The following is a 25,770-nucleotide window of genomic DNA, read 5'->3' as shown; positions in this document are numbered from 1 at the left end:
CACCTGTCCTGTAGATGGATGTTGGCAACAATATCAAAATGTAATACAAATTGTTGTTAAAATTGCTTGAAATGGTAGTTTTGTTAAGAACCACGCGCTGAGTAATTAATTTGGGTACCAGTAGCTATAATATTGTATTAACAATCCAACACAATTGAGTTGTCTCACCGACTTATCACCTACAAATGATAGAAACGGTAGCTGCATTTCTGTATGTATGAAACCATTTTTAATGTACTCTTAGTCGATATTTCCCGCCACTTACAGGATCTGAACAGGACTCAACAGCCTTCAAAACAGTATATCGCGTTTGTGGGCTATGAAATGATTTGCTTTTTAACAAGGTGATAAGTAATGTTGCCGCCAGATTAATATCACCGTATCCGAGCAATTCGGGGACACGAATGTATTTTGATACAAAGTGTATTGTGTCAAATATCGAATTTAACTCACCGTGGATTTTGATGGAGAATTTATAAACCGACCAACAACGCAGTCGGCAACGCTATGTATTTGTTGATCATTTACTTGCTAATCGTTGATCACATAATAGAAGGACTTCTGAGTCTCTCTGAGTGAACACCCTGTCGAGTGTCGTTGATAACCGATACGAGGCCATTCCGATCAGTTGCCATTTTCTTCTAGTTTCCGTCTCACCTGCTCCAGTTTGAGATACGTAGCCATTCCGATAATTGTCACTGGCCATAGGCCGACAAACTGTCCCCGCTGCTCCTCGCCACGCACATAGTAGTAGTACAGGGCTAAAGCAACTGACCCAATTGAGGCTAGCGCAGCCGGGTCAAGCCCGCTCTCATTAATTTCTTGTGCTATTCCTCCTGCCGAACTTTCTTGTGAGTTGCTCACACGCTACAATCCACACACATAAATATAAATCCCCTTGCAAAGTACGAAGGTAGTATCAATACTGAGGGATCAGTTCAAATGCCCTCAGTTTTGAACCAGTTGATCTACATCTCGCTTCAGTAGCTCCCCATATTGAAGACGTATTTCACGGGCCTCATTCCGATCGATGTACTCTCGACCGTCGATTTTCTGTGTTAGTGGTTCGTACTCTTGAACGTTGAATCCCATTCGCTTGAGGTAATCTGTTAGATCCGGTGATTCCACCCCGTCGTGTATCGCACTCTCAACATAGTCTAGTACAGCATCAAATTCAGGAATCGTGATTCTATCATCTGTTACTTCACCGCGGTTACCCTCGATTCGAACTTCTGTGTGATTGACCTGCCACATAATGGCACCAACATCCTTGGCTAGGCGGAGGATTTGGCTTGGAAGCGATGTATCGGCCGATCGCCACTCGATGGTCGGCATCTCGTCACGTAACCTAATTGGTGTCCAAACAACATCAATTGGGGAAAAACTGGCATCTATCGTCTCTTCATCGATCCCCCTTTTCATGGATTCCTTTTTAAATGACTCAAAAAGCCGATCAAGTTGCCTCTCCCACTGTCCGACGGTGTTGACATACTCCCAAAGCTGACCGTGCAGCGGAAAGTACTCATAGCATTTATTACGATAAATATAGGTACGAGCACCGTTTGCAATTCGATTCCCTTGGAAGTATGGAGAGGAATTTAGTAGGCCTAATGCTGGGTCAAGGCTTGCGAGCACGTTGAGTTGGTCTGTGACGTTTTGCTGTTCAAAATGTAGATGGGTCCCAGCACAGTGTTTTGCGTAGTCAAAATTATCTCCAAGCATACGTTGTTGTATCCGAGTTCGATCGCTGGGGCGAATTTCAATTGATCGACTGTTGATTGGGGTTCCAAGCGGAACGAGCGTTTTATCGAGTTCATCAGCCTTGGAGAGTAACTCATATAGTTGGTTGATGAACGTGGATTTAAGTTCTGAATACGTCTCACATGGAGGGGTTTTGAGTTCAACTTGCGGATACACAAACTCTTCTTCTACGTACTCTGAATACTCGGTAAGTGTGTCGGGTGTGGTGAGTGCGCCATCCTGATCGACAACCCAGTACTCGACTTCGATAGCTCTCTGCATTAATTTATTATCTTCTTTTGAGTGGTTCATAGTATCTTCTCCATGTTTTTATTTACGCAATGTCTCTTGGACCCTCTCAGCTGATTTTGATATTTGGTCCACGTATGCCCATTGGCGTTTGAGTGCTCTGACATCACGTTTAGTACGATCGGTTCAGATGCGATTAGCTCCTGCTCATCGACGCTTGCATAGTCCGTTCCCACTGGGAGCTGATTAATTGCAGTTGGATTGGCGACGATGTACGCACCAACCCATTTACGATCTGGATATGCCTTCCGCAAGCGAGATACCGCAGGTCCGCTGCCTGTCTTGCCGTCGTAGACGCCACTGACAGCCATCACTGCTGGCTCTCTCGGACTTCGGATGGTCACATCAAATAGATTAATTCCACCTTTCAACTTTTTCGCCACGTCAAAGAGATATATTCCACTGATGTTAAATTTCTGCCTCTCAGACTGATATATGACTGATTATCCAGCACGCGATCGGATAATAACAACAAATTATAGAACATTCAAAACTACAATTTCATGCTTAAATGATAAGAGAATCTCACTTTGTTGTCTCTTTCCACTCTTCGGGGTCACCTTCGTGAAATTCGCCCTTAGCCTGGCGCTTTCGGGGCCAGAAGGCAACGCTCAACAGTACAATATAAAATATCCCAATGACTGCGATCACGACAATACCTGGAATACGAGCGATTTCAGCCGTCGTCAGCCAGTTTTGTTGCGATTCGAATGCTGAAATACGGAAGACCCACGCAGCGAGTAACACACCAAGCAACGCGAGGTATACACGTTTTAGCCGGTTTGCGAGCGCTTCGGCGAACGAGACTTTTAACATCGGTCTACGATAGTCCTCACTCAATTCAACCCGCCACGCGTTGTTTTCAACACCCTCCGAAGGATCGAGAGCGTTCGCAAACAGGTTCTCCTGGAGAAGTCGAACTCGCGAGCGAAAGACATCGTAGTCTCGATAGCGCCGCGCTTCGATACCCAGAAAGACGGTGACAACGACGATTCCGACCAGCAAGATGTAGTGGGGGTTATCGGGGCTCGAAAATGCCCACGTCAAGATCGCAGCCAGTACAGTGACCGCCCATGTCGTCGTCTGGTCCAGGCGCTGGCGCCACGTACTCACTCGATCGATCTCCCCACGGTACGCGTGGGCCATCACTGAGCCAAGCCCTCCACTGTCGTTGACCATTTCGCCACCGATCTCTCGTTGGTCTGGCGTTGTGGGGTCAAACTCATCACTCTCCGAATCGCCCATAATAAAGAGACGTCTTCTTGTTCGATAAGTAGGTACGACAGTATCGTGGAATGTACAGCTAACATGGACCGTTTTCTGTGTGCTGTAGTCTTTAATTTGCATGCACTGAGTGTCCCGTTCTGGAGTGAGGCCGGGAACAGTAATATCTGGCTTCAGCCCGTATTGTGAAGAATGGAACGATCGACTGACATATATAATTCCGTTCGCAGACGACTTCTTCCGGGGGTACATGGTGTATTAGATGTTTTAATAGGTGGGTACGCACTTAGCGACACACCACCCGAGGAGTACGTTGGCACGCTCGAGTGTTCTACGTCTGAAGCTGAAGAACTGCTTGCCACCCTCGGATTCTCACGGAATGTTGTCGCCTCGTTAAAAGTTCGAGTCGACGGAAACGTCTCCGATGGCTCGTGGGTGTATCGTGAATCACTGTTTGCAGATTACCAACTACATGTTACCATTCATCGGGCAGAGTCCGGAATTCAGACCTATGCCCACTGGGAGTACTCCTCTATCCGCCACCCATATCGTCACTACCTTGCGCGGGAGTATAGCGCCGAAACTGGTGTCCGGATGATGCGATCGGTACTGGAGCGATCGGAGAATCGATCTGGAATCTCTTGGAACATCACTGCTTCGTATCGCCGATATACTTGGTACATTAGTCTCCTTCGAACCGTTTCAGAGCCCCTCGCTCGCAGAGTTGCGGATGTCTCTGACCGATTTAAAGGAGGATTGACAGAGGGGAAATCAGGGCTCTTTCAACGGATTTCCGCTACCCTGCGTCGATAGCTGTACTGTCACGCCAGTGAACACCGCTGACAGTATCGTGGTGTGCACAGAACAGTCCGGGGTATGATTTGGAACGTCTACCGCTGTCTTTGCATGGTCGATCGTATTCCTCAGCGATGTATGAGTCCCAGTATTCGTTTCCGAACGTCAGTAGCGGACGTATAGGTTTGGTTTCCGGTTGAGGCAAGCACTTCATCGATGGTTTTCCACCCGTTCTGAGTTTCAACTTCGTAGTCTCCATAGCGTTCAGTCAGTTCGTTCGTGGTAGTGGGATAGCTATGGGCTTCGAGGACCTCATCAAGGTCACCCAGCTGCTCGGTAGCGTTGTCTTGTATTGGTTCTGCTTCATCGGCACGATGACGAGCTTCGTCTAGTTCGCGCTCTCGTTGTCGTCGGTCCTTGTCGTCTGCTTTCTTGTCTCGAGATCGTTTGTTGTCTGCCATCTATTCTCATAGATGGCTGGATCGGATAAAAGTGTGGTTGCATATTAGTATACTGTCCTCCAGCCTGCCATTCACGTTCCCATTATAGAACGGTAAACGACCACAGGTTGGGTGACCTGTGGAACTCTCGCTGTTTCTTTTAGATTTAGTACATTATTACACACGTGGTGGTTTTCCACGACGCTCTATAACTATATCTTGATACCACGTATCACGGGATTCGTGAACGTAATTAATCCTGCAACCGGCGAACAGCTCGATAGCTACGATGAACAGACATGGAGCGATGTCGACAGCGCACTTGAACGAGCGAGTGAGGCCTTCGAGGAGTGGCGAAAACAGTCGATACGCGAGCGCGAGCGTCTGCTCGAAACTGCGGGTAGAGTTCTCCGAAACAACAAAAATGAGTACGCTGAGATCATAACACTTGAGATGGGCAAGCCGATAACTCAAGCTCGGGCTGAAGTCGAGAAGTGTGCGTGGGTCTGTGATCACTACGCTGAATACGGAAGCACCTATCTTGAAGATAGACATCACCCTAGCCCACCAGGTACGACAGTCAAAACTGTTCATCAGCCGCTCGGCCCGGTACTGGCGGTCATGCCATGGAATTTTCCGTTCTGGCAGGTCTTCCGGTTCGCCGCGCCGTATCTCACAGCTGGCAATGTTGGCGTGCTCAAGCACGCCTCGAATGTCCCGGGATGTGCCATCGCCATCGAAGACATATTCCGTGAGGCTGGCTATCCCGAGGGTGTCTTCCAGTCACTACTGGTCTCCTCCGATCTCGTCGCCGATATCATTGCTGACGATCGCATTCGTGCCGCGACCCTGACAGGGAGCGGCCCAGCTGGGCGTGCCGTCGCTGCAGCCGCCGGCGAGAAAATCAAAAAGACGGTCCTCGAACTCGGTGGCAGCGATCCCTTCGTCGTTCTTGACGACGCTGATATCGAATCCGCTGCCGAAACTGGCACCCAAGCGCGTAATCAGAATGGTGGCCAGTCATGTATCGCCGCTAAGCGCTTCGTCGTCCACACGGAAATATACGACAAATTTATTGAAGCCTTGATCGACAGTTTCGAGTCGCTTGTCGTCGGCGATCCAACCGACGAGAACACGGACGTCGGCCCACAGGCCCGAGTTGATCTCCTAACGGAGCTCCACGAACAGGTTGAGGCAAGTATTGAGGCGGGGGCCACACTCGTCACTGGAGGGGAGCCGCTCGATCGGGAGGGTGCGTTCTATCCACCAACGATCTTGACCGACGTTCCCGACGGGTGCCCGGTCGACAGCGAGGAGACGTTCGGACCTGTCGCAGCAGTCTATGAGGTCGCCGATGAGAGAGAAGCGATCACTCTTGCGAACAACACCGAGTTCGGTCTGGGCGCTAGCGTCTGGACTGCGGACAGAGAACGCGGCGAACACGTTGCTAAACAGATCGATGCGGGGTGCGTCTACATTAATCAGCTCGTCAAGTCCGATCCGCGGGTTCCGTTCGGCGGCGTCGGTGAGTCCGGATATGGTCGTGAACTCTCCGAAATCGGAATCAAGGAGTTTGTCAACCGAAAGACGGTCTGGATAGAGTAATAACGGTTTCAGAACTGCCCGCGCGGTGTCTCGAACGCAACGGTGTCGAGTACGTCAGTAAGAGAGCCATTCCCTCTCGATCACCTATCGCCGTTACTCACGTGTGTCGTCGAGTGTTCCACAAAGACTGAATGTCTCTTAACGAACATGAGCGAAAAATATACCGCGTCTATTGATTTCCGACCGAACAAACCGATAGCCGTGGTCGCACACGATAGTCTCTGGCGAGTGTGGGACGGTGCCTATTTATATACATTACTGGGTATTTCATGTTTCGAACCATCCGTCAGATACGCTTACTTCCGCGTGAATATGGCCCGATTTTGAAGCACTTCTTCGAATGTTAACAATCAGCGTATAACAAAATAGCTGCGAGTACTTATTTCAGTATGACACTAATTGAATCCGCAGTATCTAACAGCTCAGCGCTCAGCTTCGAACTCTTCCAGCTATTGCCATTACAGTTCTCTGGAGGATTCATCCAACTCGCGATCGTATTTTTCATCTTGGCGATTATCGCAGGTGTTGTCGGTGCGAGCGGCGTGGCAGGTATTAGTATGTCGATCGCGAAGTGGTTCGTTATCATCTTCATTGTGCTCGCCGTCATCTCCCTCATCCTCTAACTGCTCTCTCCTGCGGCTTTGCTCGCGGGAATGAACCGACTTGATCAAGATCTACTGACACGTGATGAATGAAAATCGGTGGCGCTTTTCGACCGTGCGTACGTATTTATCCATCTGAACCGTAGATCCGCGCATGCCGCTTCGTCCGCCGACAGAGGAGGACCTACTCGAACTTGCCGATCGACTCTGGCTCAATCTCACCGACAATGAAGTGTCGACTTTTCTTGAGCTTATTGAGTCAGAAATGGAAGCGTATGAGACTGTTCGAACATACACACCCGAGCAACGCCTCGGCGGTGCGGAGGTGCGGTCGCGCAACGCCGGCACACGTGTATCTCGTAGCGACGATCCACACAATGCATGGGTTTCGTCCTGCCGGGTCTTGGGAGCGGAAAACGGCCCTCTCTCGGGGATGGAGGTCGCAGTCAAGGACAATATCTCCGTCGCTGGCGTTGAAATGACGTGCGGGTCGTCGGTCGTGGAGGGATACGTTCCGGACGTCGATGCAGTTGTTATTACCCGGTTGCTCGACGCTGGGGCCGATATCGTCGGAAAGACAAATATGGACGCGATGGGAACGAGCACGACGGGACACAGCGCCTTCGGGCCGATACACCACCCAACCGTTGCGGATCGACTGGCCGGGGATCGAGCGGGGGAAGTGCTGTTGTTGTTGCAAACGGGGATGTTGATGCAGCGCTGGGAACCGATCAAGGGGGAAGCGTCCGCATCCCTGCGGCACACTGTGGCATCGTTGGACTGAAGCCAACCTACGGGTTGGTTCCGTACACCGGGTGTATCGGGCTCGAATATGCCGTCGATCATCCCGGACCAATGGCCACGGACGTAGAGACTGTGGCAAGCCTTCTGTCCGCAATCGCCGGTAAGTCGGCCATCGATTCGAGACAACCCAGATCGATCGCTGCCGAATCGTATGCCTCCGACCTCACTGGAGATGTTCAAGACTGCGCCGTTGGCATCCTGCAAGAAGGATTTGAACAGTCGAACAGCGACGAACGCGTCCTCGACGTGGTCCGTGACGCCATTGCTCACTTCGACGCATGCGGTGCGTCGACCGAGGTCGTTTCAGTCCCAATGCACGCGGACGTCGGTGCGATCCATACGGTAACGAGCTCCGAGGGGTTGGTTGCGGCGGTGTCCGGAGAGGGGCTCGGACACGGACCAAAGAGCTGGTACGATACGGCATGGGTCGACGCGTTCGGCAAGTTCCGTCGGGCACACAGTGATGAGTTTCCGGCGACGCTGAAGCTTCCTCTCCTCATGGGTGCGTACACGAGCAGATACTACCATTCACGATATTACGGACGGGGGATGAACATGGTCTTGGATCTCCAAGACATGTATGACGCCGCGTTCGACGAAGCCGACCTTCTCGCGATGCCAACCGTCGCAACAACGGCTCCTAAATACGAACCTGAACTGGACGAGTTCGATCGCATTCGGGCGGACGGCCAGCCGTCGAACACTGCCCCGTTCAATCTGACCGGCCACCCAGCGATAACGGTGCCAGTCGGAACCGTTGATGAGCTTCCGGTTGGACTCATGATCGCCGGACCGCAATTTGCTGATGGTATTGTCCTTGACGCTGGCCTTGCGATTCAGAACACAGTGGAGTTCCAGAACACGCCGTAGCATCAAAAACGTTGGAACGCCCCGATGCGCCTCTTCGTCTAATCCGCATACGCTCATATCAGAGCCCAACGCCGATCGGTACCGCTTCGGAACAAATGCCCTCCAAGCAGCAGTTGGACGGGCGACAAGTAGCACGCAAAGCATGGGAAATGATACTGTCTCCTTCGTGAGGTTGTACATGTAGCTTTTGACACCACTTCCATTACATGGGTAGCTTTGTAACACAATACTATAAGATAAGCCAAGGTTACAGCATCTTGCACGTTACTCACGACGATCGGGATATACACGGGCAAAATAAGGCAACGATTCCAGTCCTTTTGTACTCATTCAGTTCGTCCTCGGAGCATAATGGTTGTGTTCTCCTCCAGTTCCTGGAGATTCGTTTAAAGTCTCAAGAGGGCCTACAGTCACGGTATTATTGGATTTGTGGTCGTAAGTACTGAGCCGGTAATGGTCGGCATCTTCGACGAGTACATCCGCATCTCTGGGGGCTCTTGTACCCCAACCTCGACCCTGCCATACCAATCGTCGGTGAACTCGGTAAGCTCACGGTGTTCCGATATATCAGACGAGTTGTCGGCGCGGTCTGCATCGAGTTACTCATATGGGCTATCAAAATGTGCAATGAGTCATACGGCCGCCCGAATTGGACGACCAATGTGATGACGTGTCGGATCAGTCAATGACCGCTGTGACTGTCGCGATCACAGTACGTGATGTCCGCCCCGGTTTGGGAAAAAACGGCGGTACAGTCTGAGGAGGACCGAAGCGGCGGTTCCAATGCCGGGGAATCGGTTGGACACGGCAGCGGCCCCAAGCAGGAGAAGCCCGCTCTTCGGCCGACCTCTCGCAAACTCCAGTGCGGCGTCGACGAGGGTCGAAATGATACTCAGGTCTTTCAACATGTCTGGGATGTTGGATACTGTGGACATGATTCAGCATACTCTTCGACCGCTACCCACTAATAGTCTCCTGCAGGCTGATGCGTAATCGTGAGGACGCACTCGTTGCTCTCAGGAGTCATCCGGGAACAACTACGAAACGCTCACAAAGTGTTCACGCTGTTGCTATTTATTTGCGTGCGTTCCATACTCTGTGCATGACAACCGAGACCCGCACGGAGCGTTCCGTACAGGAGGGAGACACTATCCGGGACCGTATCGTGACGTGGATCCTTCTTGAGGGCAATCGTCCAATCGTCGCGGCCGGAATCGTTACCGCGTTTGTCGCAACCATTGCCGTGCTGATCTCGGTCGATATCCTCGCTGTCGGACCGGACAGTTTCGCAGCGACAATATTTGGAAGCGGACTCACCTCCGGAGTCTTCACGATCGTGACGATCGCACTCTCAATTAATCAGCTCATCCTCTCCTGGGTGTTCGGGACGCCGGACACGCTAACCGCCCGACTTGACGGCTCACGCAGCCTCCGCCACAAGGTCGAGGAACTCGCCAACCGACCGTCAAGCCCTACAGATCCAGCTGCGTTCCTTTCGTTGATCGCAACAACATTGAGCGACCGCGCCGCCGATATCCTCACCGTGAGCGACTCTCCCGGGTGGCAAGCGCCGGACGAACTCACAGCCGCGATGGAGGACCTCGTAGCATATGGTCGGAACATCGATGACTCACTCGGGGAGAACGCGCCCCTCTCGGATACCCTTGGCGTCGTGCTAGGGCCCGAGTACGCGCTAAACATGGCCACAGTACACCGGCTTCGGAACGATTACAGTTCGACGCTCCCCGGAGATGCTCGGGTCGACCTTCGTGCCATCGAAGAACTGCTTGAGTCGATCGCCGTCAGCCGCCAGTTCTTCAAAACGATGGTCCTCCAGCAAGACTTCGCAGCCCTCTCCCGACAGCTTGTCTACTCCGGTCTACTTGCTCTTGTCTGCGTCATATCCCTGACGCTTATTTATCGGATGAATACCGTTACGATCCCACTCTCGACACTGCCCATCGTCATCAGTCTCGGGATCGGCATTATCATCTCTCCACTGGCGCTGTTTGCTGCGTACATTCTCCGGGCAGCAACCGTTGCCCGAAAAACCATCTCGGTCGGACCGTTCATTCCTCCGCAGAACAGGTGAGCGAGTATACTTCGACGACGTGGACGGTGAGGTACCTCACACGATTTGAGCGGACGACGGTTTCCACCGCAGTTCTTATGACGACGAAAAGAGAAATTACCGTATGAAGACGCGTGCAGCAACAGCAACTGATAGCCACCAAATTCGTAAAATCGCGGAGCAGTCGTTTGAGGCGTCATACGCTCTCAGCCCGCTGGATATCGAGTCAATTATTGAAACGGATTTCGACACCGACGCCATCACGGAGTGGGTCGACGACGACGATCGACTCTTGTTTGTCGCGGAGTCCGAGGATAGCCTTCTTGGATTTACACAAGCGCGGATCACAGACGACCAGCGCGGGGAGATTGTCTGGCTTCACGTCGACCCGACAGTGCGGGGCCAAGGTGTTGGAACGGAACTGATCGATCGCGTCCTCGCAGCACTTCGCGAGCGCGCAGTTGAGGGGGTACAGGCGACGATCCTTGCACAGAATCAAGAGGGGGGAGAGTTTCTCGATCGCTTCGGATTCCAGCAGAGCGGTCAAGAAGAACGCACGTTCGGCGGGGAACAGTTCCGAACGGAAGTGTACAGCACTGTCGAGTCCGATCGTATCGATGATGAGCATATGATTACCGAGTCCGGAGAGGTAGCTGTCGGTGGAGAGACTCGATTTATTGACCCGGCGGAAGCGATCGCGGGCGATGAAGGGGAGTTTCTTCTTGTCTTTGCGGGGAAAGACGAAGAGGAGCGCTTGGGGTTCTACTGTACGAACTGTGGATCGATATCCAACTTGGTCGACACGGATGGAAAGGTCGTTTGCGAGAGTTGTGGGAACGTTCACAATCCGGACGAGTGGGACGAGAGCTACCTGTGACCTAGTCCGGTGTTTCAGCCGGAGGACTGAATGATCCTCTGCCATTGCATACGCTACGTTGCCGGATTCAGCCCACACAGCGTGAATATGCCGGCGGTACAGTTATTTTCGTTGCGGACGAGAGTATGTTCATGACTTCTGCCGATCGAGAGCCAAGAGAGCCAAGAGAGATGAAAGAGATGAGTGCTGTCCGTGGGACCGTTCGTGGCATCATTGGGGGAGTAGTCGCTACTGCATTGATGACGCTATATCGATTTCCGCTCTTTCGGGCACTCCCGCCGACAGCGGAGTTTTGGTCAACATACGTTGGTAGTGGCGAACCCGAAGAGTATGTGTTGGAGGGCCTCGTGCTACATTTCCTGTATGGTGGTATCGCCGGAGGTCTATTTGGGGTGGTGTTTAGCCGGATACCATTCCGGAGCGAGCGCAATCAGCGTCTCGGGGCGATCGGCCTCTCGTTGGGGTACGGCCTGGCACTTTCTATTTTCGGAACGCGCATCGTGTTTAAGCGATTTCTCGATGAAACCCTTGAGCCGGATGAGGGTGCTGTCTTCCACGTGGGACATGCCATTTACGGCCTCGCGCTCGGTACGTGGATGAGTTCACGCGAACGGACTGGCGAGGTATACGATTGAATTGCTATTTGTCCTCGCTCGGTTCATATCACATACTGCCGATGCTATTTGTCGATCTTAGGGAGGAACCCACTACTGTCTCTTTCAAAACATTCTCTTTTATAATATCGCGAGTAGCAGATCTCAGTATAATCATTTTAATATAATATTTTAACAGGACAATTATTTTAGCCGTGGGTTGCGTTATAAGAATTGAGTTATAATGAAAGTCCCATTGTTCGCAGCGCAATCTGGGTCGTCAGCGTCCAGCGCAAACGATCAGATGATACAAGCAGTCGTAGATGCTATTGAGGGTTCGAACGACAAGGTCATCGAGATCCGGCCGACAAAACAGTCGAGCGGCTGGGGAAGAGCCTTGGTGTTGTTACTTATTGGTAGCGCAGTTGGAGCGCTCCTCTGGCAGCGAATAGCACAAGAAGACACTGATTTCGTTCAAACCGTGGCAGACAAAACCTCGGACCTGACCCAACAGGCGACCGACCAGGCTGCTGAAACGATCCGGAGCGGTGGCGATAAAGTCGCGATCCAGCTCGAAGAACAGTCAAAAAAAGCCCAGCAGATGACCAATCAAGCTGCTGAGACGGTTAGTGACAGTGGCAAGCAAGTTGCTGATCAAGTAGAAAAAAAGTCAGACGAAGTTGCTGACCAAGTAGAAGATGCAGGTGACGACACAGCCGAAAAAGTTGAAGACGCAGGTGAGTCGCTCTCAGAAAAAACAGATGAAAACAACAGGTCGTCTAAGACTTACGCCGAAAAGACTGAGGGAGCCGGCAATTAGGACGACTGGCCGGTGAAATATGGCTGAGAACCACGGTTCCTCGAGTAGCTAACTCAGACGCGTGGTTCGAGTGAATTTTTTGTAGCCATCAAACGGTGCAGGGACCAGTCGCTCTCGTTTTGTTCACCAATACACGTCACAGTTCTCTTCTCGCACATGTAATTCAATTACGCTCCGGGCGTCGACACTGTTGGTTCGTTCGTATCCTATTTTTCATCCCTGCTCCCTACCCAACGCGGAGCGGATCCACTCCAGTAGCAACGGTCATCGATCGGTACCGCAAACTCGCAGGCACCCACGGTACAACAAGCAAAGGGTCTCCCGACCTAACGAGTCTCAGAACGATTCGTCCGTTTTCTCCTCATCAGTTTCGGTGGCTGTCCCGCCCCGATCGCTGTATCCTTTGCGCCCTACAGCGTCGTCACCGACCATACTGAAGATGGCCTGACGAACGCTCTCAGCATCCTCGTACTCCTGCTCGTTCTCCGGTCCAAGTATATCACGCAGTGACGTGCTACTATCGGCAAGTTCGAGTTCGCGATCGCCGTGTCGGCTGAGAAGGTCGTCATGAGAGAGCGGATACGATTCGTCCTCGAGTTCCTCAGCAAGCGAGCCGAATTCAATGCCTTGTTCACGGGAATTAACGGAATCTTCCGACATATCTGTCCCTCGACTACGTAACAAGTAATCGCTTTTGCTGGCATGTGCAAGGTACTAATATTCAACAGGGAGGTCTCCAGCAGGAACCATCGCTACTAACTAGTTCATTGTGGTGAGAGATCGATCGTGTTTCCCGTTACATTCTGTCCGGCGATCGACAGCACCCGATCGCGATGTTCGGTTCGACGAGCCCTTCGAAGAGTATTGAGCGGTTGCATTCCCCTTGAATCACCGCGCCACAAACCAAGAATAGAGTTGTGTCCACGATACGTCGATCGGAGTAATCTCTAACTAGTACTCATGGATCTATTATACAACATTTCAGATACTAATATGTAGAGTATATTCATTTGTGGTCTCCGTAACTAGAAGGGATGGGTACCATCGTAGACGTAGGTATTTCGTCCAAGGAGTTCGCGCTGTCTGAGACGTTCAACGCCGTGCCCGATGTAACGTTCGAACCACTCCGAGTTACTGCACACGAGCCTGGGGGAGCGATGCAGTTTCTTTGGGCATCGTCATCCGATTCTGAGCGACTTGACAGAGCGCTCCAAGAAGATAATACGACAACCGTAGCCACACGACTGTCGATAGATTGTAAACACACCCTCTATCACATCAACTGGTCTGCGAAAACCCAGGCTGCTATGAATATTTTCGTGGAATCTAATGGGGCGTTGCTCGATGTGCAGGGTACAAACAATTTCTGGGAGTTTCGGATACTGTTCCCTGATCAGGCGGCAGTATCAACAGCATACGACAACTGGTGCAATCACAGTCTAGATCCATCGATTCGACAAATTGGCGGGCTCTCAAACACGATTCATCACAACGGAATGGGGCTTTCGGAGTGTCAGTACGAGGTTATCACCGAAGCGTTTCGGATGGGATATTATGATATTCCCCGGGGTATTACACTACACGACCTCGCGACCAACTTTGACGTATCTCATCAGGCACTCTCGGAGCGGCTTCGACGTGGCCACCAGACCCTTATTGAGAAAACACTCTGCCAATCCCCAATTTCGATAAGACATCATCCGTGACATCCTCCCCGGCGTAAACGCCGGGATTCTCTCTCTCTTTAAAGATAGCTGCCGTCTAGACGAAATCGTTGTCAAAACTACCACTGGTTAGTATTGTTTAATTACCACAACAAAGATCAACGCTTAATTGACCCTGCATATCAGTCTGTTCGGAACCCACGATACCATTTGAACTGCTGTGTTTCTGTATATGCTCTGCAAGAAACCCAGCCTCTCCGCGGACACATTTTATTATCAATATCAATCACCATACCGTTGTCACTCGATCATACCTGTAGACGTAACGTGATTGCATAGAATAACATCTGATCGATACGTCGTTTTAGATATGAAAAATGTGGAGTAAGAGTATCTATAATCAATCAGCGAGTAGGGTTGCGAGCTCGCACCTACTGTGTGCACATTATACACTATTACGCAACGTCTTCCCCTATGTAAGGGCAGGATTTCTCTGTGTAAAATAGAATCGGCGTTTGGAAAGCCCGTTAGGGGCTGGTTTTATTCAGGGTCTCGATCGGTCACGTCGTGTGCGTTCCAGCCGCATGGCGCTAGTTGATGGCCGCGTCCAGCGAGTCGATGGCACCGCCCAGCGTGGTGATGTGATCGCGTAGGCTGTCGGTGACAGCGTCGGCAGGCAGCTCGCCGGCGGAGATATCCTCGAAAAACCCGCCGGCGCTTTCGGTGTAGCCGTCGAGATCCCGGATCGCATCCGCCTGACCCTGCTCGTCGTTCTCGGCAGTGGCGACGGCGTAGTCGACGAAGAAGCCGATGTGGTCGCGCCACAGGCTCAGGAACGTATCGCGGTTGTCGTCGCCAGCCAGTTCGCCGATGGCGTCAGCGAGCTGTACAGAGTTGCTGTCCAACGTTCCCGCCGCCGCCTCAAACTCGCCGCTGTCAAGACCCTCCGCATAGGCGTTTTTGACCGCGATACCGGCCAGGTATACGTGCTCTTGCAGCCCGGTGGCGAGATTCGTGCGGAGCTCCGATGCTTCCGACCCGGTGTCGCCGTCGAGGTCAAGCGCGGCGGCGAATCCGCTGGCCAGCACGCCGCCACCTCCCACGACGTGGTCTGCAGCAGTCTTCAGGTCGTCGAACGCGCTAGCGTCGCCGGCAGCGAGGGAGTCGATTGCGGCCGCGAGCGTGTCGATGTGGCCGTCAAGGTGGTCGGTGACGGTCTCGGCCGGCAACTCGCCGTCAGTAATATTCTCGAAGAACCCGCCGGCTGCGTCGGTGTAGTCGTCGAGATCGTCCAAGGCAGCCTTGCGGCCATCGTCGTCGTCTTCGGCGGCCGCGAGCGCGTAGTCGACGAAGAAGCCGATGTGGTCGCGCCACAAACTTAGGAACGCATCGCGGTTGTCGTCGCCAGCCAGTTCGCCGATCACGTCGGCGAGCGCAACGGAGTTAGTGTCGAGCGCCTCGGCGGCGAGTTCGAACTCACCGCTCTCGGGGCCGAAACTGTAGGCGGCGTCGACTGTGTAGCCGGCGAGGTAGACGTGCTCCTGCAGCAGCCCGGACAGGGTGGCGCGTAGCTCGGCGGCTTCGCTGTCAGAATCACCGTCGAGGCCCAGCGCGGCGGCGAACCCACCGGCCAGCGTCTTCGCGGACCCTTCGACGTGATCTGCAGCGGTCTTTGCGTCGGCGAAAGGATCGCCAGTGCTGATGGTTTCGAGGACAAATTCCACCTCCTCATCGTCCATGTTGTCGTCCATGTCGGCAGCCGTGTTGTCATCCATGTTGTCGTCCGTATTATCCTCCATGTCCGCCTCACCATCGCCAGTACAGCCCGCCAGTGCTACGATCGCAGTTGCTCCGCTCATTTTCAAAACTGTGCGCCGGTCAAATCGGTCGGATCTTTTTTGACTCATACTATTGCTCCATCAGCACGGATGGCACTACAGTAATTGAAGATTTACCGAACTGCAACCATACTCTCACCCAAATCCACCCCGAAAGTCACCCCTGCCCTTGGCCACATTGTTGTCACACAGCACATCGATGCGGTGACGAACCGTTTAGGCTCTTTCCGCCGCCTGTTCCTGTCAGCACATACCAGAGCACCCTTTCGATGGGTGAGTACAAATTAAATAAGCATATGTAACAATACCGCTACGAAAACACGCTCCCACTAATATCGCGTTGGAGTATCCCTGGTACAGAAACAACACGAGGCCATCTCCAAGATACTGGCTTCACGATCTTCGAGGAGTGGAACATTGATGAAAACGAACACTGGGTGTTTCTCGCCGCACAGCTTGACAGTTAGCTTTGAATCTCAACAGATTATTTTAACGTTAAAGAGCCAGGTATTCACCTTTATTATGCAATTCCCATCCATTTATTCCTCAGTGGTATTAATGAGCATCATCCCGTCATGTAGACATGGCTATCGCGAGACACAAAAGCGGTATAAAAGCGGACATCGGGGCGCTGCTCTCGCAAATACACCCCGTATTCATGCTGCCTCCGCTTGCTGCCTCCTGGCTCGGTGCTGCTATCTCCGGGGAGTTCACGATTACCATCGGCGCACTCCACATGCTTGCGATGTTCTTTGCCGTGTACACTGCCCACGTCAAAGACGGTTACATCGACTTCTATCAGCGAGGAGAAGACGACGATCACCCGATGTCGATCCGCGGCTGTCGATTTGCACTTATTGGTGCAACTCTCAGTTTCGCCGTCTGTACGCTCTTACTTGGGGTGATCGTGGGGCCAGGAGCAGCACTCATCACACTTCCAACTTGGTTCATCGGCTATCTCCACGCGCCACAATTAGATACGAATCCAATTACGACGACCCTCGGCTATCCGACCGGAATCATGCTCGCAATCCTCGGTGGATTCTACGTCCAGACGACGACTCTCACTCCGACAGCGATCGGATTTGCGCTCGTCTTTCTGGTTACATTAGCCGGTGTCAAAATCATCGACGACGAGCAGGATTACGACTATGATCGATCGATTGACAAGCAGACAGTCTCCGTGTTACTTGGCCCCTCGCCGGCACGGCGACTGGCTAGCGCGCTCATGTTTCTCGGTCTTGTGGGTGTGCTCTGGGGGACGATCGGTGGGTTTTTTCCACCATCTTCCCCACTTGCCGCACTCGCATTTGCAACGATTGTGCTGATCGCAATCCGGGCGGAACCGACGATCGCAACAATGCTATTGATTCGGGGGGCGTACGTTTTTTTGGCGCTCCTGTTCGTGGCTGTCTGGTTCCGTCCTTTGTCCGGGACCGCGCTCCCAGATATTACAGTACTCGGACCGTACACCTATCTCGCAACGGAGATTTTCTTTGGCGCCATTGCGCTTGGCCTGCTGTACCATGCTGATGCGCTTCGCAGTGCGGCGTACACCATTGCTGCTCTGTACCCTGTGGCGTACATCTGGGACTGGTATACCCTGGAAGTGGGCGTGTTCGAGATTACAATGCGGACGGGGTATGACTTGTTCGGCATCCCGATCGAGGAGCATCTATTTATGATCGTTGTGCCGGCGCTTGTTTTAGGTATTCACGAGACAATTCGAACAGTGTCTGCAGACTCGATGATCACAGATGGTAATTCAACCGATAAATCTACCTCACACGTGGATGAGTAACATCACAAAGTGTCATAACCAATACTGACGGCACTGACCGGTGCTGTACTCTTGATGAGCAAATAATGACCATCGGCTAATATCCGCGTTTTTAGATACATCTTCAAGCGACGAGTCAGGTACCAACGACAATCATCGCTGATTTACTGGACTGAAGTACCACGGGCACAGTGGCTCGTGGCATCTGTGAATTGAATCAGGCGTTCTCCAACGTCTTCGAAATTTCTTCAGTAATCGCTGAATTGTTTGTCCAGAACCCTGTGAACTCTCCCGATCGCTCTTTGCCAACTAAGCTACAGGATTGTGTTTCATCCGTCCCACCGTCGTAAGCTAAGACCCAGTATGCTCCGAATTGTTCGGCTGCATTAGCATGATACGTGATTCCAGAGATTGGTGGAGGCGTCCAGTCCTCGATGGCATAAATATGGATATCGAGATCTGTTTCAGTTGCGAGAGTCCGATACAGTTCGATCTGTGATTTGAACGTTGAAAAAGTCTGAAAACTAACTTTGAGTATTCCGTTCCCAACACGAAAGGCACGGTCTTCGATTTCCCGACTAATCGCGAGTAAATCGTGTCTGTTCATCCCGGAAAACATCGTCTTTTCAAGAATATCAAAAAGCACTCGATACCCTTCAGAAATCCCGTCTCTTTCACCAGGGGTGACGAGCGGAGGCTCAATCAGTGCTTCAATTGCTTCGACTCCGATCACACCGACGACCTCGTCATTAGCCTTGATTTCGATGAATGGTTTTGGCCAATGTGGTGGAAGTGACCGGGACCGTATGGTCACACCGTGGGTAGCAAGCCACTGTTCAATTTCAGTTGGCTCACCACTCCGATACACTGTAAACTGTCGATCTTTATTCTGTACCTCGGCAATCAGCGAATCAAACATGGCTACGAATCATCTGACTGTCTGACTCCTACACTTTGACGGATGATGTCTGCAACTTGAGGATGGAGTGTGTTAATTTGGACAGAACCGGTGTTTGGTTCATACTCTATCAGGCCCGCATCGACAAGTTTCGGTAGATGGACGTGTACCAGTGCGACGTAGATTTTTGAATGGTCTGTTGATGTTTGCATCGTCCCAGTGGTAGTGGTTTCCCAGCCACAGAGAACGGTAGCAAGTTCATCGACGGTAGTTTCGTTTTCTTCAAGCAAATAAGAGAGAACACATCGGCGATGATATGAAGAGAGTGCTCGGTAGAATTGATCATCGGATAGTTGTGGTGGGAAATCATCCTCTACACTGTGCCTCCTTCGATTGATACTGTTATCGGATCCACCCATACCACGATGATAGTTGTCATCCTACATGAATTTATTTCCCTAATTACAGTTAAATAGTATCAGATATATTGTATGTTTGTTTTGGAGATGTACTGCATCCCTGTTTTTCATCAGGGTACAAGGCGGATACCCCGAGGCTTGACCTCGGGGAGGAAGCCGACACTCCTTTCTACAACCCACGCGCGATAGCAGACTGACTCCCCACACCTCAATAAATACTATTAGGTATTCCCGAGCATACTAATGAAGTATGGAGGTTGTTCGGAACATCCAAGTCAAACTCGACGTTTCCAAAGAGGACTACGAAGTCCTTGATGAGACGTTCGAGCAGTTCCGACAAGCGGCGCAACACGTCGCTGACCACGGATGGGAAGACAACCCCTACAATATCACGGATACGAAGAATACACTCCACGACGAGACGTATTCCGATGTTCGTGAAGAACTCTCCCTGCAATCCAGCCTCGTCCAAAGTGCCCGAAACCTCGCGGCGACAGCACTCGGCAACTGCAAAGACAGAATCATCGAAGACGGTGACAAGGCAAGCAAACCCGAGTTTCGAGGAACGGTTGTCGTCTACAACGGTCGCACCATTACGTACAACGACGACCACGTATCCCTCGCCACCACCGACAAGCGCGTGACCGCAGAGTACGTCACGCCCGTCAACGAAGAAGGCACGCCGTTCGAGGACTACTGGACGGACGAGTGGAAGAAATCCGAAGCCACGCTCCACAAGCGTGATGGTACGTACTACCTCCACGTCGCCGTGAAGAAAGAAGTCGAACCCTCTTGCGAGGAAGAATCCGAGAACGGAGTGGTTCTCGGTGTGGACTTGAACGTGGACGGATACGTCGCTGTCACCAGCACGGGGGCGTTCTTCGGCAATGCAGATTACCTCAACCACCGCCGCGACGAGTACGAGCGTCGGCGCGGCAACCTCCAACAGACAGGCACTCGCTCATCTCACCTTACTCTCAAGAGCATCGGTAGTCGATTCGCTCGGTGGAGTGCCGATTATCTCCACCGCGTGTCAAAGGCCATCGTTCAGGAAGCCGTGGAGAACGACTGTACGGCAATAGCGTTCGAGAACCTGAAACACATCCGGAAGCGTATCTCGAACGCTTCAAAGTTCCAGCAGTGGGCGTTCCGAGAACTCCAACGCCACGTCGAATACAAAGCCGAAGAGTACGGAATTGACGTGGACGATGTTGCGCCTGCATATACGAGTCAGCGGTGCAGCCACGGTGAGTGTGGGTTCACGCACGAAGACAACCGTGATGGTGACGAGTTCGAGTGTCTGAAATGCGGGAAGCAGTTGCACAGCGATTACAACGCCGCTCGGAATATTGGGTGGCGTCTTATCCAGCATTGGCTCAAGTCTGGTGCTGGACGAGCCACGAGTCAACTGGCTCTCAAGTCAGGGACGTTGAACGCGAATGGTCGATTTCGACCTACTGCCCTTCGCAGTTAGAGCGGGAGTCCACTGACAAGCCTCGGGGCTTGACCCCGAGGCAGTTGACGCTTTCTGTGGAGGTGGTCTGCGTTTCATAGAAATGCAAGGAAGAAGCCCACGATCTTAGTTGTGAGAGGAATCCGACCCGAGTAGCTATCCAGTTAGTATGCAGTCAAACTGACTTCTACCGGTTGATCGACTCAATCTCTGCTAACCGGGTGTACTCCTCGTCCGAGAGCGAGATTGTGGAGGCAGCGACGTTTTCTTCGAGGTGTTCAAGGCTTCCGGTACCGGGAATTGGCAGCATCACATCCGAGTGTTCTAACAGCCACGCGATCGCAATTTGGTAGACTGTGGCGTCGTGTGCATCGGCAACAGTATTGATGGTATCGATACCAGAGATCGACCCTGCAGCGATCGGGAAGTATGGAATGAAGCCGATGCCATAGTCTTCACAGGCCTGAAGAACATCCTCCTGATCACGATGTAATACGTTGTACTGGTTCTGAACCGACGCAATCTCAACGTGCTCTCTGGCTGCTTCGAGCTGGTCGACGCTCACATTTGAGAGGCCTACGTGATCGATGAATCCGTCGTCTTTGAGCTCTGCGAAGGCTGTGATACTGCTCTCGAACGGTGTGTCTGGGTCAGGGCTGTGCAGCTGGTACAGATCGATCGAATCTACTCCGAGGCGGTCACGGCTGACTAGCACCTGATTGCGGATGTAGTCGGGATCTGCATGGTTGAGCCATTGACCCTCACTGTTTCGGAGTAGCCCAGCTTTCGTAGCGATCGTTACCTCGCCCGTATCGACTGCATCGCGCAGCAAGCGTTCGCTAACACCCGGTCCATAGGAGTCTGCGGTGTCGATGAAATCAACACCAAGGTCGACAGCGTGTTGGACGACTTCTTTGGCATCCTGCTCATTCTCTGGCGGTCCGATGATACCCTCGCCACAGAGGCGCATCGCACCGAATCCCAGTCGATTTATTGTTAATTCTCCATCAAGATCGAATGTACCACTCTCGTTTGTGAGGTTCACAGGATTGTTTACATTCTGGAACCAGTTACCTCTGGTGGTGAGCAGCTGATGATTACCGCGGCAAGCCAGACTTCAGGGTGATTTATTTCTTTTTTGACAAAATCTAAACAGTACCTTACAATAGTGTTCAAGATAGCCAATTCTCTAGTGGACATTTCTCTAAATTTCCACCCACAAGTGATGGAGGCAATAGGTATCTCTTTTGAGGGCCTGAGACCATTTTATACGAAGCTACGGTCAGCATAATATGGCCGATAGCGAAGTCCTAGTGGAGCAAGCTTGGTCTAATAGTTGAAGCCGTTATATTGGTACTATACCATCCGAAAAATTCAGCGTTAAGAAGTAATTTTGACTTGCAGTATATTGTAACACACAAACAAAACAATCTGTCAATAATTCTGCCAGTGATTTCGACAATAGCAACCTGTTCAAGCCCTGAATCAGGCGACAAAAAATGTATTATGGAAGTTCCGAGGGTGATATCCTGTCCTTCAGGGCGCGAAAGTATCAATTATTTATACACCTCACAATTTAGAACTCATAACTGTCAGACCACGATGTAGGTCAAAATCAACAGCAATGACTTCCCAAAGTCTAGCTGAGGTCCCCTCATCAAGCAGTGGTGAAACAAGGTTTGTAAATTTTGTCTGAAGTTCTGCAGCTGTGAATGGATTACTGTGACCTCCTTTTGCCTCACTGACTGTTTCGCTCAGTTTTTGTCCATCTGTAAGCGTAACCGTAATCCGGCATCCGCGTTCCGCAGGTGCACGGTCTTCAAACTCATCAGTCGCAGCAAGTGTCATAATGTTCATCACACTAGTAAGTGAGTCAGGTACTGTATCAAAGTAAAATGCCTTCTTTTCAACAGTCCCATGGACACACTGCAAAGCAACGGTGAATGGAAGCGAAAACCGAGCCGCAAGTGCAGAGGACGGAGTCGTCGAATCAAGCGCTGCCGCGGCATCGTATGTTTCGATCGTAATGTCTTCGATTGAATCTATAGAGACGGTATTTGATGCTTGGATCGCAGCCATCGCATCAATCGCAGCGTGAGTGAACCGGCACGCAGGATACTGTTTGAAATATCCGCGTTCAATCTCGAATGGATCACCAATCGATCGGGTGAGGGCGGTGGTATCAAATCCATCTGCAGTGGCTAATGAAAGATGGCGTTCGATCCCCGCAACGGTCCCAGTAACACCCGCGGCTGCAACGCGAGCAGCAAGATAGCCGGTGAGGTTACTCATACCGGCATACGTATTTCTTACAGTTGCACCCTCTGTTGCCGCCGCAAAGTGTGTATGCTGTGCATTATTTGCTGCAATCTGCATCGCAGCACGGGTGGTCGCAACGTCAAACTGTCTGAGTTTCGAGATTGCTGCGGCTGCCCCGACACCACCCCAAACACCATGTGGATGGTACCCATCTGCTAATGGAGCGCATGCTTGTCCAACTCTCGCAGCAACCTCATAACCAATAATAAACGCAGTCTGTATCTCTGTACTTGTGTAGCTGTTCTGTTGGATTGCAGCAATAAGTGCAGGCAAAACATGAATCGCTGGGTGGCCACCGGCAAACTGGTGACCCTCATCGAGTTCCAACGACGTCCCAGCAGTACCTTGTACAAACGCACTGTGCTCGGGTGCCATTGGTATGTTTGTCCCGATAGGGTTGCTCGTTCCTGTAGACTGTTCGAACTCTGTAAGGAGTCCCTGAACTGTTGGATCATCGAGCCCACCAATGATTGCGCCGATGGTATCTGCAGCAGTGAGTGCTGCCCGTTCGAGGATTGCCTGATCCACGGACTCGATCGAAAAACCGACAACTAGCGTCGCAAGATCGGTTTCAATGGAATTTCGATTGGTCATAGTCTGTTAGTTGTGCGTCTCATCTACTGCGTCCTCGTCTGTTGGTGAGTCCTGCCATCCAAGAAGGTCGGCAAGACGCTTCGGCCACGATACAACCCCTTTGGGACTGTATAGCACAATCAGCACGAGCAGGAGTCCGTAGACGATTCGATCGGTCCCGGGCAGATCAAGCGACTGTCGTGCGATCTCACTGAGCGGAGTGACAATAAACGAGCCAAGAATTGGTCCGATAACGGTTCCAAGGCCACCAACAATCGCTGGCAAGAGGATCTCAACATTAATCAGCAGGTCAAATACCGTGTCTGGGCGGATTGTGTCGAAGTACATCGCCCAGAATGCGCCTGCCCATGCGGTAAAGAATGCACTAATAGCGACAGCAGACAGTTTGTATTTGAATGTTGGAATCCCAACTGCTGCGGCTGCATTCTCGTCCTCACGAATCGCAAACAGATACAAACCGAACCGCGAGTTTCGAATAACGAATGCGACAGTTGTGACAATCAACAGGAATGCCAAAATCACATAGTAGTACGGCAGGTCGGTGCTGAACTGGAACGCAAGCAGTCCCGGCCCATCCGCATACTCGCGCGGAAGCGGTTTAATGAACCCGCTTGCCCCACCTAGTGCGCCAATATTGTTGATAATGAATCGAAGCAGTTCTGCGAACGCAAGTGTCGCAAGCGCAAAATAGTGGCCTCGAAGGTCGTATCGGAAACAAAGCACACCAATGAGCAATCCATAGAGTGCAGCTAACACTGCACCGACCAGCATCCCGATCCACGGGTTGATGGAGTAGTTTGAAACAAGTAGGATTGTACCGTATGCACCAAGTCCAAAGAATGCAGCATGTCCAAAAGAGAACTGCCCGGTGAACCCGGACATAATGTTCCACGATTGGGCAGTGTATGCCCACACAAGCGTGACAATCAGCATCCCAAGGCTGACTCGAGTCCCAAGCGAGTATCCGGCAATTGATACTTCAAGCAGTGCAGGAAGCACAATCAGAATGCCAAAAATGATCCCAAGCAGTAACGGTGTTGCATATGATTCATTACGGAACTGTTTGTATCGATGCCACACAGTAGAAAGTGAAGAACCAGTTTCTGAACTCATGTACGTTTCCCTCCAAGAAGCCCCTCAGGTCGAAGCAACAGAACCAGAATGAAGATCATAAATATCATCACTTGGTAGACTGACCCTGGTAGGTAAAACTGCCCAAACACCTGTACAAATCCAATAATCATACCGCCAAGGAGCGCCCCAGGGAACGACCCTAACCCACCGAGCACAACAATGACGAATGCATTAATTAGGTACACATCACCAATGTATGGGTCAAACCGTTGGATAAGCGGAATCGCTGCACCGGCAAGTCCTGCGAGTGCCGCACCAAGTCCGAACGTCAGGTAATCAATGCGTTTGATATTAATTCCAACAAACTTTGCGCCCGATCGGTTGTCTGCAGTTCCACGAATTGCACGGCCCAACTGTGTTCGTTGCAGGAATAGCCACATTCCAATCACTGCAGTGATGGAGATTACAAGTGCATACAGTTGCCCTTCCGGAATGAACACGCCCGCAGCCCCAACAGAGCCGAGGTCAATATTGTAGCTTCGTGGGTTCGGTGAGAATGCAATCTCAATCGAGCTAATAAGGATCAACATCACACCAAACGTTACGATCAGCTGATTTTCTTGGGGTGCCTCCATAATGGGTGCGATCGTAAAGTGGTGTATCAAGATGCCAACCCCGAATAGAGCGACGACAGCGATCGGGATGAAGACCAACGGTGTCAGCCCGCTTGCGCTTGAGAGCGACCAGACGATGTACATTGCAAGTACCATCAGTGCACCATGGGCGAAATTAATCACATCCATGACACCAAAGATCATGGTAAGCCCAAGGGCAACAAGCCCATAGATTCCGCCCAACAACAGTGCAAAAACGAGTAGTTGTACAATCGTCGTCCCGGATTGGAGCGGAACACCAACGGCAGTTGCAACAATACCCGGTGATAGGTGGGAAGATACTGCCAAGATCGAAGTAGATACCATT

General features: G+C 51.6%; 23 protein-coding genes and 1 pseudogene. 11 read left to right on the top strand and 13 right to left on the bottom strand.

The features are described from left to right. Window positions 1–948: 948 nt before the first annotated feature. The 3 genes from AArcSt2_RS15105 to AArcSt2_RS15095 form a co-directional block, all read right to left on the bottom strand. Window positions 949–2,052 carry a glutamate-cysteine ligase family protein gene (locus AArcSt2_RS15105; protein WP_250585818.1) on the bottom strand — a complete coding sequence of 368 codons (1,104 nt, stop codon included), beginning with the start codon at window positions 2,050–2,052 and terminating at the stop codon, window positions 949–951. Next, window positions 2,049–2,432: a hypothetical protein gene (locus tag AArcSt2_RS15100; RefSeq protein WP_250585816.1), complete on the bottom strand. Its 384-nt coding sequence runs from the start codon at window positions 2,430–2,432 to the stop codon at window positions 2,049–2,051. The genes AArcSt2_RS15105 and AArcSt2_RS15100 overlap by 4 nt, the downstream gene beginning before the upstream one ends. A 142-nt stretch (window positions 2,433–2,574) precedes the next feature. Beyond that, on the bottom strand, window positions 2,575–3,294 hold the full coding sequence (locus AArcSt2_RS15095) for a DUF2270 domain-containing protein (protein WP_250585814.1): 720 nt from the start codon (window positions 3,292–3,294) through the stop codon (window positions 2,575–2,577). Between the two features lie 171 nt (window positions 3,295–3,465). On the opposite strand from AArcSt2_RS15095, the gene AArcSt2_RS15090 reads away from it, so the two are divergent. Further along, the gene (locus tag AArcSt2_RS15090; RefSeq protein WP_250585813.1) at window positions 3,466–4,086 is read left to right on the top strand and encodes a hypothetical protein; all 621 of its coding nucleotides are present in this window, start codon (window positions 3,466–3,468) and stop codon (window positions 4,084–4,086) included. Window positions 4,087–4,196: 110 nt separating this feature from the next. Here AArcSt2_RS15090 and AArcSt2_RS15085 read toward each other — a convergent pair whose 3' ends face one another. Next, window positions 4,197–4,529 (bottom strand): DUF5789 family protein, encoded by a 333-nt coding sequence (locus AArcSt2_RS15085; RefSeq protein ID WP_250585810.1) that lies wholly within the window; start codon window positions 4,527–4,529, stop codon window positions 4,197–4,199. Window positions 4,530–4,751: 222 nt separating this feature from the next. Between AArcSt2_RS15085 and AArcSt2_RS15080 the strand changes: the two genes are divergently transcribed. The 3 genes and pseudogenes from AArcSt2_RS15080 (at window position 4,752) to AArcSt2_RS15070 (ending at window position 8,389) form a co-directional block, all read left to right on the top strand. Further along, complete coding sequence (locus AArcSt2_RS15080) at window positions 4,752–6,113, top strand: NAD-dependent succinate-semialdehyde dehydrogenase (RefSeq protein WP_250585809.1); 1,362 nt, start codon at window positions 4,752–4,754, stop codon at window positions 6,111–6,113. Between the two features lie 389 nt (window positions 6,114–6,502). Continuing rightward, window positions 6,503–6,736 (top strand): DUF1328 domain-containing protein, encoded by a 234-nt coding sequence (locus AArcSt2_RS15075; protein ID WP_174654675.1) that lies wholly within the window; start codon window positions 6,503–6,505, stop codon window positions 6,734–6,736. 133 nt (window positions 6,737–6,869) lie between these two features. Then, window positions 6,870–8,389, top strand: a pseudogene (locus tag AArcSt2_RS15070) (amidase family protein). Between the two features lie 707 nt (window positions 8,390–9,096). Here the strand turns inward: AArcSt2_RS15070 and AArcSt2_RS15065 are convergent. After that, a complete protein-coding gene (locus tag AArcSt2_RS15065; protein WP_250585807.1) occupies window positions 9,097–9,324 on the bottom strand; it encodes a hypothetical protein in 228 nt (75 codons plus the stop codon). A gap of 167 nt (window positions 9,325–9,491) precedes the next feature. Here AArcSt2_RS15065 and AArcSt2_RS15060 point away from each other — a divergent pair, with 167 nt between their 5' ends. The 4 genes from AArcSt2_RS15060 to AArcSt2_RS15045 all read left to right on the top strand — a co-directional run bounded on the left by AArcSt2_RS15060 (window position 9,492) and on the right by AArcSt2_RS15045 (window position 12,750). After that, a complete protein-coding gene (locus tag AArcSt2_RS15060) occupies window positions 9,492–10,481 on the top strand; it encodes a DUF7972 family membrane protein (RefSeq protein ID WP_250585805.1) in 990 nt (329 codons plus the stop codon). Window positions 10,482–10,584: 103 nt separating this feature from the next. Further along, on the top strand, window positions 10,585–11,337 hold the full coding sequence (locus AArcSt2_RS15055) for a GNAT family N-acetyltransferase (protein WP_250585803.1): 753 nt from the start codon (window positions 10,585–10,587) through the stop codon (window positions 11,335–11,337). A gap of 131 nt (window positions 11,338–11,468) precedes the next feature. Beyond that, complete coding sequence (locus AArcSt2_RS15050) at window positions 11,469–11,972, top strand: hypothetical protein (RefSeq protein WP_250585801.1); 504 nt, start codon at window positions 11,469–11,471, stop codon at window positions 11,970–11,972. Between the two features lie 202 nt (window positions 11,973–12,174). Next, the gene (locus AArcSt2_RS15045; protein WP_250585799.1) at window positions 12,175–12,750 is read left to right on the top strand and encodes a hypothetical protein; all 576 of its coding nucleotides are present in this window, start codon (window positions 12,175–12,177) and stop codon (window positions 12,748–12,750) included. A 336-nt stretch (window positions 12,751–13,086) separates the two neighbouring features. On the opposite strand, the gene AArcSt2_RS15040 is transcribed toward AArcSt2_RS15045, so the two are convergent. Further along, window positions 13,087–13,410, bottom strand: coding sequence for a DUF5789 family protein (locus AArcSt2_RS15040; RefSeq protein ID WP_250585797.1), 324 nt, complete (start codon window positions 13,408–13,410; stop codon window positions 13,087–13,089). Window positions 13,411–13,784: 374 nt separating this feature from the next. On the opposite strand from AArcSt2_RS15040, the gene AArcSt2_RS15035 reads away from it, so the two are divergent. Then, window positions 13,785–14,456 (top strand): helix-turn-helix domain-containing protein, encoded by a 672-nt coding sequence (locus AArcSt2_RS15035; RefSeq protein ID WP_250585795.1) that lies wholly within the window; start codon window positions 13,785–13,787, stop codon window positions 14,454–14,456. Between the two features lie 548 nt (window positions 14,457–15,004). Here AArcSt2_RS15035 and AArcSt2_RS15030 read toward each other — a convergent pair. After that, window positions 15,005–16,213, bottom strand: coding sequence for a hypothetical protein (locus AArcSt2_RS15030; protein WP_250585793.1), 1,209 nt, complete (start codon window positions 16,211–16,213; stop codon window positions 15,005–15,007). Window positions 16,214–16,835: 622 nt separating this feature from the next. Between AArcSt2_RS15030 and AArcSt2_RS15025 the strand changes: the two genes are divergently transcribed. Next, entirely contained in the window at window positions 16,836–18,053 is a 1,218-nt protein-coding gene (locus tag AArcSt2_RS15025; RefSeq protein ID WP_250585791.1) for a UbiA family prenyltransferase, read from the top strand. A gap of 196 nt (window positions 18,054–18,249) precedes the next feature. On the opposite strand, the gene AArcSt2_RS15020 is transcribed toward AArcSt2_RS15025, so the two are convergent. Further along, window positions 18,250–18,951 carry a DICT sensory domain-containing protein gene (locus AArcSt2_RS15020; RefSeq protein WP_250585789.1) on the bottom strand — a complete coding sequence of 234 codons (702 nt, stop codon included), beginning with the start codon at window positions 18,949–18,951 and terminating at the stop codon, window positions 18,250–18,252. Window positions 18,952–18,953: 2 nt separating this feature from the next. After that, on the bottom strand, window positions 18,954–19,349 hold the full coding sequence (locus AArcSt2_RS15015; protein WP_250585787.1) for a DUF7344 domain-containing protein: 396 nt from the start codon (window positions 19,347–19,349) through the stop codon (window positions 18,954–18,956). A gap of 250 nt (window positions 19,350–19,599) precedes the next feature. On the opposite strand from AArcSt2_RS15015, the gene AArcSt2_RS15010 reads away from it, so the two are divergent. Further along, window positions 19,600–20,823: an RNA-guided endonuclease InsQ/TnpB family protein gene (locus tag AArcSt2_RS15010; RefSeq protein ID WP_250585785.1), complete on the top strand. Its 1,224-nt coding sequence runs from the start codon at window positions 19,600–19,602 to the stop codon at window positions 20,821–20,823. Window positions 20,824–20,989: 166 nt separating this feature from the next. Here the strand turns inward: AArcSt2_RS15010 and AArcSt2_RS15005 are convergent, their stop codons facing one another. From AArcSt2_RS15005 to AArcSt2_RS14990, 4 genes are all read right to left on the bottom strand, one after another. Continuing rightward, the gene (locus tag AArcSt2_RS15005) at window positions 20,990–21,847 is read right to left on the bottom strand and encodes an aldo/keto reductase (RefSeq protein ID WP_250585784.1); all 858 of its coding nucleotides are present in this window, start codon (window positions 21,845–21,847) and stop codon (window positions 20,990–20,992) included. A 524-nt stretch (window positions 21,848–22,371) separates the two neighbouring features. Beyond that, complete coding sequence (locus tag AArcSt2_RS15000; RefSeq protein ID WP_250585782.1) at window positions 22,372–23,715, bottom strand: MmgE/PrpD family protein; 1,344 nt, start codon at window positions 23,713–23,715, stop codon at window positions 22,372–22,374. A 6-nt stretch (window positions 23,716–23,721) separates the two neighbouring features. Next, window positions 23,722–24,828, bottom strand: a complete 1,107-nt coding sequence (locus tag AArcSt2_RS14995; RefSeq protein WP_250585780.1) for a branched-chain amino acid ABC transporter permease — start codon at window positions 24,826–24,828, stop codon at window positions 23,722–23,724. Next, window positions 24,825–25,751, bottom strand: a complete 927-nt coding sequence (locus AArcSt2_RS14990; protein WP_250585778.1) for a branched-chain amino acid ABC transporter permease — start codon at window positions 25,749–25,751, stop codon at window positions 24,825–24,827. Before AArcSt2_RS14990 ends, AArcSt2_RS14995 begins: the two co-directional genes overlap by 4 nt. Window positions 25,752–25,770: the final 19 nt, after the last annotated feature.

This window comes from Natronocalculus amylovorans (assembly GCF_023638035.1).
Classification (GTDB): domain Archaea; phylum Halobacteriota; class Halobacteria; order Halobacteriales; family Haloferacaceae; genus Natronocalculus; species Natronocalculus amylovorans.
This window is presented reverse-complemented; position numbering and strand designations above follow the sequence as displayed.

Excerpts from the sequence above, each read along its gene's own strand:
- AArcSt2_RS15000 (WP_250585782.1), bottom strand. The coding sequence starts at position 23,715 with ATGACCAATCGAAATTCCATTGAAACCGATCTTGCGACGCTAGTTGTC.
- AArcSt2_RS15030 (WP_250585793.1), bottom strand. The coding sequence starts at position 16,213 with ATGGAGGATAATACGGACGACAACATGGATGACAACACGGCTGCCGAC.
- AArcSt2_RS15015 (WP_250585787.1), bottom strand. The coding sequence starts at position 19,349 with ATGGGTGGATCCGATAACAGTATCAATCGAAGGAGGCACAGTGTAGAG.
- AArcSt2_RS14995 (WP_250585780.1), bottom strand. The coding sequence starts at position 24,828 with ATGAGTTCAGAAACTGGTTCTTCACTTTCTACTGTGTGGCATCGATAC.
- AArcSt2_RS15105 (WP_250585818.1), bottom strand. The coding sequence starts at position 2,052 with ATGAACCACTCAAAAGAAGATAATAAATTAATGCAGAGAGCTATCGAA.
- AArcSt2_RS15010 (WP_250585785.1), top strand. The coding sequence starts at position 19,600 with ATGGAGGTTGTTCGGAACATCCAAGTCAAACTCGACGTTTCCAAAGAG.
- AArcSt2_RS15035 (WP_250585795.1), top strand. The coding sequence starts at position 13,785 with ATGGGTACCATCGTAGACGTAGGTATTTCGTCCAAGGAGTTCGCGCTG.
- AArcSt2_RS15045 (WP_250585799.1), top strand. The coding sequence starts at position 12,175 with ATGAAAGTCCCATTGTTCGCAGCGCAATCTGGGTCGTCAGCGTCCAGC.
- AArcSt2_RS15060 (WP_250585805.1), top strand. The coding sequence starts at position 9,492 with ATGACAACCGAGACCCGCACGGAGCGTTCCGTACAGGAGGGAGACACT.
- AArcSt2_RS15040 (WP_250585797.1), bottom strand. The coding sequence starts at position 13,410 with ATGTCGGAAGATTCCGTTAATTCCCGTGAACAAGGCATTGAATTCGGC.
- AArcSt2_RS15055 (WP_250585803.1), top strand. The coding sequence starts at position 10,585 with ATGAAGACGCGTGCAGCAACAGCAACTGATAGCCACCAAATTCGTAAA.
- AArcSt2_RS15025 (WP_250585791.1), top strand. The coding sequence starts at position 16,836 with ATGGCTATCGCGAGACACAAAAGCGGTATAAAAGCGGACATCGGGGCG.
- AArcSt2_RS15095 (WP_250585814.1), bottom strand. The coding sequence starts at position 3,294 with ATGGGCGATTCGGAGAGTGATGAGTTTGACCCCACAACGCCAGACCAA.
- AArcSt2_RS15085 (WP_250585810.1), bottom strand. The coding sequence starts at position 4,529 with ATGGCAGACAACAAACGATCTCGAGACAAGAAAGCAGACGACAAGGAC.
- AArcSt2_RS15065 (WP_250585807.1), bottom strand. The coding sequence starts at position 9,324 with ATGTCCACAGTATCCAACATCCCAGACATGTTGAAAGACCTGAGTATC.
- AArcSt2_RS15050 (WP_250585801.1), top strand. The coding sequence starts at position 11,469 with ATGACTTCTGCCGATCGAGAGCCAAGAGAGCCAAGAGAGATGAAAGAG.
- AArcSt2_RS15090 (WP_250585813.1), top strand. The coding sequence starts at position 3,466 with ATGGAACGATCGACTGACATATATAATTCCGTTCGCAGACGACTTCTT.
- AArcSt2_RS15020 (WP_250585789.1), bottom strand. The coding sequence starts at position 18,951 with ATGTTTGATTCGCTGATTGCCGAGGTACAGAATAAAGATCGACAGTTT.
- AArcSt2_RS15075 (WP_174654675.1), top strand. The coding sequence starts at position 6,503 with ATGACACTAATTGAATCCGCAGTATCTAACAGCTCAGCGCTCAGCTTC.